Genomic DNA, 4,756 nt, shown 5'->3' with positions numbered 1-4,756 from the left:
AGGGTTCTTCCGCAAAAACCCGTTATTCATTTTTTGAATGTGGATCATACATCAATTTGGCCGTCAATAATTTTTGACCGCATCGACCATACATCGTGCGTTTGATCATTTTGAGCTTGTTATTGATCCCTTCCACAAACCCGTTTGATAAATCACTTGCAACAGCATTTTCAATTGCTTCGAGATCTTTTTCCAGTCCAGCTGCAAAAATTGCCAGCTCCTTTATTTTAGAGTTTTTGTACCTGTCAATAAACAGGTACAGTTGAGGCAGACTTTTTTCTTTAAAGATCTGGCGGAATTCTTTGATACATTTATAAAGCTCACCGATAATCGGATATTTATCCATCAGGTAGTCACGATACGCAGATACAACGGCATCATTCAACCAGACAAACCGGAAGATACTTCTCCGAGTTATATGATCAAATTTGTGCAACTGCTTCTTTCGGCTGATGGATTCAAGCGAAGCGCTTCGATAAACAGCAATTTCAATCCCGTGCACCTGAATCAGGTTATTCATATAGTCATATGCGGCACTCATTTTTCCCCGGTAGCCCTGTTTTTTTATCTCGCGATAGATATCTTTACGGATCATCCCGGAAGCTAAGGATTTCATAATGTAATCATAATAACGGTCAGCACCGCTTAGCAGTTCCCGGCGGCATAATGCATCAAAATCGCCATTCATATACTTGCGAACCGTATTTCTGCTGCAATGGAGGATTTTTGCCGTTTGACGGAAACTGAAACCGGCATCAACATGTTCTTTGATCGCATTGAAGAGTTGAACTCTGTTTTCATTGTAGCTGGTCGGTTTTACCAGGACATCATTTTTTTTTTAAACCTTCTGTTGCCGTTTTTTCTTCCGGATGCTGGCCATCAGACTGTTCCTGATCAACTGGTATTTTTATATCAGCCGGAACAACCGATTTGAGCACATTCTGAACGGCCACCAGGAGATTCTGATGAAGATGAAACCGATCCGCAATCTGCATGGCATCAGGAAGGATTTCCCCAATCGCGGAAGCATATGCCCCGGCCCGGTCTCTTGTGATGCGCTTGACCTGTCGGTTCTGCCGCAGCCAGGCCTTGAGCGTGTTGCTGTCACGACCATTAAGAACAGCAACAGGTCTGTGTGTAGCTTCATCAACGATCACCGTTCCGTATCGGCTTCTTTTTTTGAAGGCAAAATCATCGACACCGATTGTTTCACCACAAACCGGAGCCGGCTGAGCTTCATAACGTTCTGTAAGAAAGCGGATAACACTGTCCCCACTGATATAAAGGTTCATTGCCTGACAGATCCGTGCGCACCCCTCACAACTCGTTTCCAATGCCAGCATACAGATGAAATCTTCGCAGCGCTGAGTCATTCTTCGGTTTGCATTAAGAAAGCCATTAAATGTTTCAGCAACGGTTCTAACCGGACACGCTTCATTGTTACAAATGTACTCATGGGCTTTAATCTGAAGCTGAACATTTTTTCCCAGGATGGGAAGATCCTGAACTTTTCTGATATATGTGCCGTGATAATGCTCAAGTGTCTGGTGACACCTGGGACAGATACAGGTTTTAGTAATAGATTTCATATGGATAATGATTTTTTCAGTTTCAATTACTTCCGTGATCTTTAAAACATCGGATGGGAAGTAATGATCCAAAATTAGAGTATTTGGTGAATCCATTTTTTTACCACCCTTTCTATCTATATATGCTTTTATTTTATCACTTCAGGTTTAATAAATCGTTTAGTAAACGGGTTTTTGCGGAAGAACCTAAAAGAGACCCACTGTCACGGTTGAACTGACCCACTTTAACGAAAGGTGAGCCATTCATATCAATTCGTCCTATAATGATATTGGCACACAAATATGTGACTATCACTATAGGAGGTCGATAATCATGGTGAATTATCGAGAAATCTTGAGACTGAGCTGTCTCAATTACACGCAGCGACAGATTGCTGCAAGCGTTCATAGCTCGCGCAATACGATCAGGGAGGTTTTGGACGCCGCATCCAAAGCAGGCATTGAATGGCCATTGGATGAAGCGGTAACCAATGAAATTCTGCTGGCTACATTTTATCCCGGTCGTCTGTCCGCAGACAATCTCCGAAAGGAGGCTGATTACAGCATCATCCACAAAGAACTGGCAAAGCCGGGAGTGAATCTCTCCCTGCTCTGGAGCGAATACTGTGAATCATGCTATGCGGCTGGGAATACGCCCTACATGTACTCGCAATTCTGTGACAAATACCGCCATTGGGCCAGGGTTACAAAAGCAACCATGCGGATCAGGCACAAGCCTGGTGATGTGATGCAGGTGGACTGGGCTGGTAATATCATTCCGATTCAGGATCCCTTTACCGGAGATATCACTGAGGCATATCTGTTTGTGGCGGTTCTTCCCTGCAGTTGCTATGTCTATGCCGAAGCATGTGAAGATATGACTTCAGGTAAATGGCTTTCCTGCCACGCCCATGCTTATAGCTACTATGGCGGTGTTGCAAGACTTTTGCTCCCGGACAATCTCAAAGCTGGCGTGATCAAAAACACCCGGTATGAGACCATTTTGAACCGCAGTTATCAGGAACTGGCTGAGTATTATGATACCGCCATCGTACCGGCCCGGGTCTATCATCCGAAGGATAAAAGCCTTGTGGAAGGATCGGTAAAATATGCCTCCACATGGATCATTGCGGCACTTCGAAATCACCGGTTCTTTTCAATCACCGAAGTCAAAAAAGCCGTTATCGAAAAGCTCGAAGAGCTGAACCACTTTCCTTTTAAAAAACGGGAAGGAAACCGCCACAGTGCTTATGATAATGAAGAACGTGACTTCATGAAACCGCTTCCTTTTACCCCGTATGAGCCTGCAGTTTGGTCCACTGTAAAGCTTCCCCAAGATTATCTCATATCAGACGGAAAAAACAAGTATTCCGTGCCCTTTGATCTGATTGGGGAAGATGTGGACATTCGAATGACAGAGAAAACCGTGGAAGTGTTTTTTCACGGGTCTCGTGTGTCATCACATCCCAGATCAGCCATCCAATTGCGGGAACCGGTTGTCCGGTTCGAACACATGCCACTGGCACACCAGAAATATCTTTCTTATAGTGCCGAAGAATTCCAGGCATGGGCGCAATCCATCGGTGAACATACCAGCGCGGTGATCAAGCTCTTTCTAGCCGCTGGCAGGGAACCAGAACAGGGTTACAAATCCTGTGCAAGCCTGACAAAGCTTGCTGACCGTTACAGTCATGAACGCCTTGAGAAGGCCTGTGAGCGGGTACTTCTTTACAGCAATTCACCGACGATTCGAAACATCAGCACCATCCTGAAAAATGGTCAGGATAAAATCAAAACGAGTCAAACTCCCAAATTGGAAGCGTCCCCGGAATCTTCTAAGCGTTATGGCATCACTCGTGGGGCAGACTATTTCCGCAAAGGAGGTGATCAGAAATGATTAATCAGTCTACGATCGCCTCATTAAGAGCCATGAAACTGACTGCCATGGCCGACGAACTGGAAGCACAGTTCGCCGATCAGACCACCTACAGCCAGCTTGGCTTTGAAGACCGGCTGGGGCTGCTTGTGGATGCGGAATGGAACCGCCGGAAGACCAATAAACTGTTGCGCTTTATCCGGAATGCCCGATTCCCCGAGCCAGGTGCCACCATTGAAGGCATTGAATATCATGAGGATCGGAAGTTGGACAAAGCTCAGATTCTCCGTTTAGCCTCCTGCCAGTATATCGAAGACGGGCGTCACATCATTTTAAAAGGTGCCTCCGGAAATGGCAAGACCTATCTCGGCAATGCATTGGGCAATGCCGCCTGCCGAAAATTCAAATCCGTCCGCTACATCCGCATGCCGGAACTGCTAGATGATCTGAATGTTGCCAAGGGATGCGGTACCTTCCGGAAGACCGTCAAGATCTACCAGAAGGTTGAGCTGCTTATTCTTGACGAATGGCTGATCCGCACCCTCGAACCGCAGGAAGCCTATGATCTGCTTGAGATTATCGAAACCCGTTGTAAGGAAGGCTCCATTATCTTCTGCACGCAATACGAGATGGAAGGCTGGTATAAACGCATTAATCCGGATCCCGACAATGACAGCCCGATATCCGAAGCGATCATGGACCGCATCATTCATAACGCATATGATATCCTGATTGATGGCAAAATTTCCATGCGGGAACGGCGCAGCTTCAAGACAGCTTCCAAAAGTGGGGTAAGCAATGAGTGATCCGGATGAAATCTGGAGCGACTGCTCCTACCGCTATGAATTCTGCCAGTTAATTGATGACCTTATAAAAGACATAAAACATCTGGAATCTGAAACGGTCAGAACCCGATATGAGCTGAGCAGACATCTGGAATGTCCTTATAATGAATATCTGAGAAGTGATATTTTGTCCGATCTGGCCAGGAGATACAGCGATAATTCCGCTTATCAGATCTATATTCAGTTGTTATATAATAACCAGGATCCGATGGAATCCGATGAGTGGTGCGAACATATCTATCGCCTTGCTCATGGCCACGATGATTCTGAGTATTAGCAGTTAGTTACCACTGGATCAGCTTCCGTGAGGGTGGCTCTCACCCTCCGTGAAGCTGGGTCTAAATGAGGTTCTTCCGCAAAAACCCGTTTACTAAACGATTTATTAAACCTGAAGTGATAAAATAAAAGCATATATAGATAGAAAGGGTGGTAAAAAAATGGATTCACTGAATATTTCACGCTAATGA

At 45.4% G+C, this 4,756-nt stretch carries 5 protein-coding genes; 3 read left to right on the top strand and 2 right to left on the bottom strand.

Features of this window, described 5'->3' with window-relative positions:
- Positions 1 to 22: 22 nt before the first annotated feature.
- Positions 23 to 688, bottom strand: a complete 666-nt coding sequence (locus tag AKG39_RS19200; protein WP_115028077.1) for a transposase — start codon at positions 686 to 688, stop codon at positions 23 to 25.
- A 139-nt stretch (positions 689 to 827) separates the two neighbouring features.
- Positions 828 to 1,685, bottom strand: coding sequence for a transposase (locus AKG39_RS19195; protein ID WP_050742016.1), 858 nt, complete (start codon positions 1,683 to 1,685; stop codon positions 828 to 830).
- 217 nt (positions 1,686 to 1,902) lie between these two features.
- Between AKG39_RS19195 and istA the strand changes: the two genes are divergently transcribed.
- The 3 genes from istA to AKG39_RS19180 are packed head-to-tail and all read left to right on the top strand — an operon-like array spanning position 1,903 to position 4,566.
- Complete coding sequence (gene istA, locus AKG39_RS19190; RefSeq protein WP_115028078.1) at positions 1,903 to 3,465, top strand: IS21 family transposase; 1,563 nt, start codon at positions 1,903 to 1,905, stop codon at positions 3,463 to 3,465.
- The gene (locus AKG39_RS19185; RefSeq protein WP_050742015.1) at positions 3,462 to 4,250 is read left to right on the top strand and encodes an ATP-binding protein; all 789 of its coding nucleotides are present in this window, start codon (positions 3,462 to 3,464) and stop codon (positions 4,248 to 4,250) included. Before istA ends, AKG39_RS19185 begins: the two co-directional genes overlap by 4 nt.
- Entirely contained in the window at positions 4,243 to 4,566 is a 324-nt protein-coding gene (locus AKG39_RS19180; protein ID WP_050742014.1) for a hypothetical protein, read from the top strand. The genes AKG39_RS19185 and AKG39_RS19180 overlap by 8 nt, the downstream gene beginning before the upstream one ends.
- Positions 4,567 to 4,756: the final 190 nt, after the last annotated feature.

Source organism: Acetobacterium bakii, assembly GCF_001263355.1.
Classification (GTDB): Bacteria; Bacillota; Clostridia; order Eubacteriales; family Eubacteriaceae; genus Acetobacterium; species Acetobacterium bakii.
This window is presented reverse-complemented; position numbering and strand designations above follow the sequence as displayed.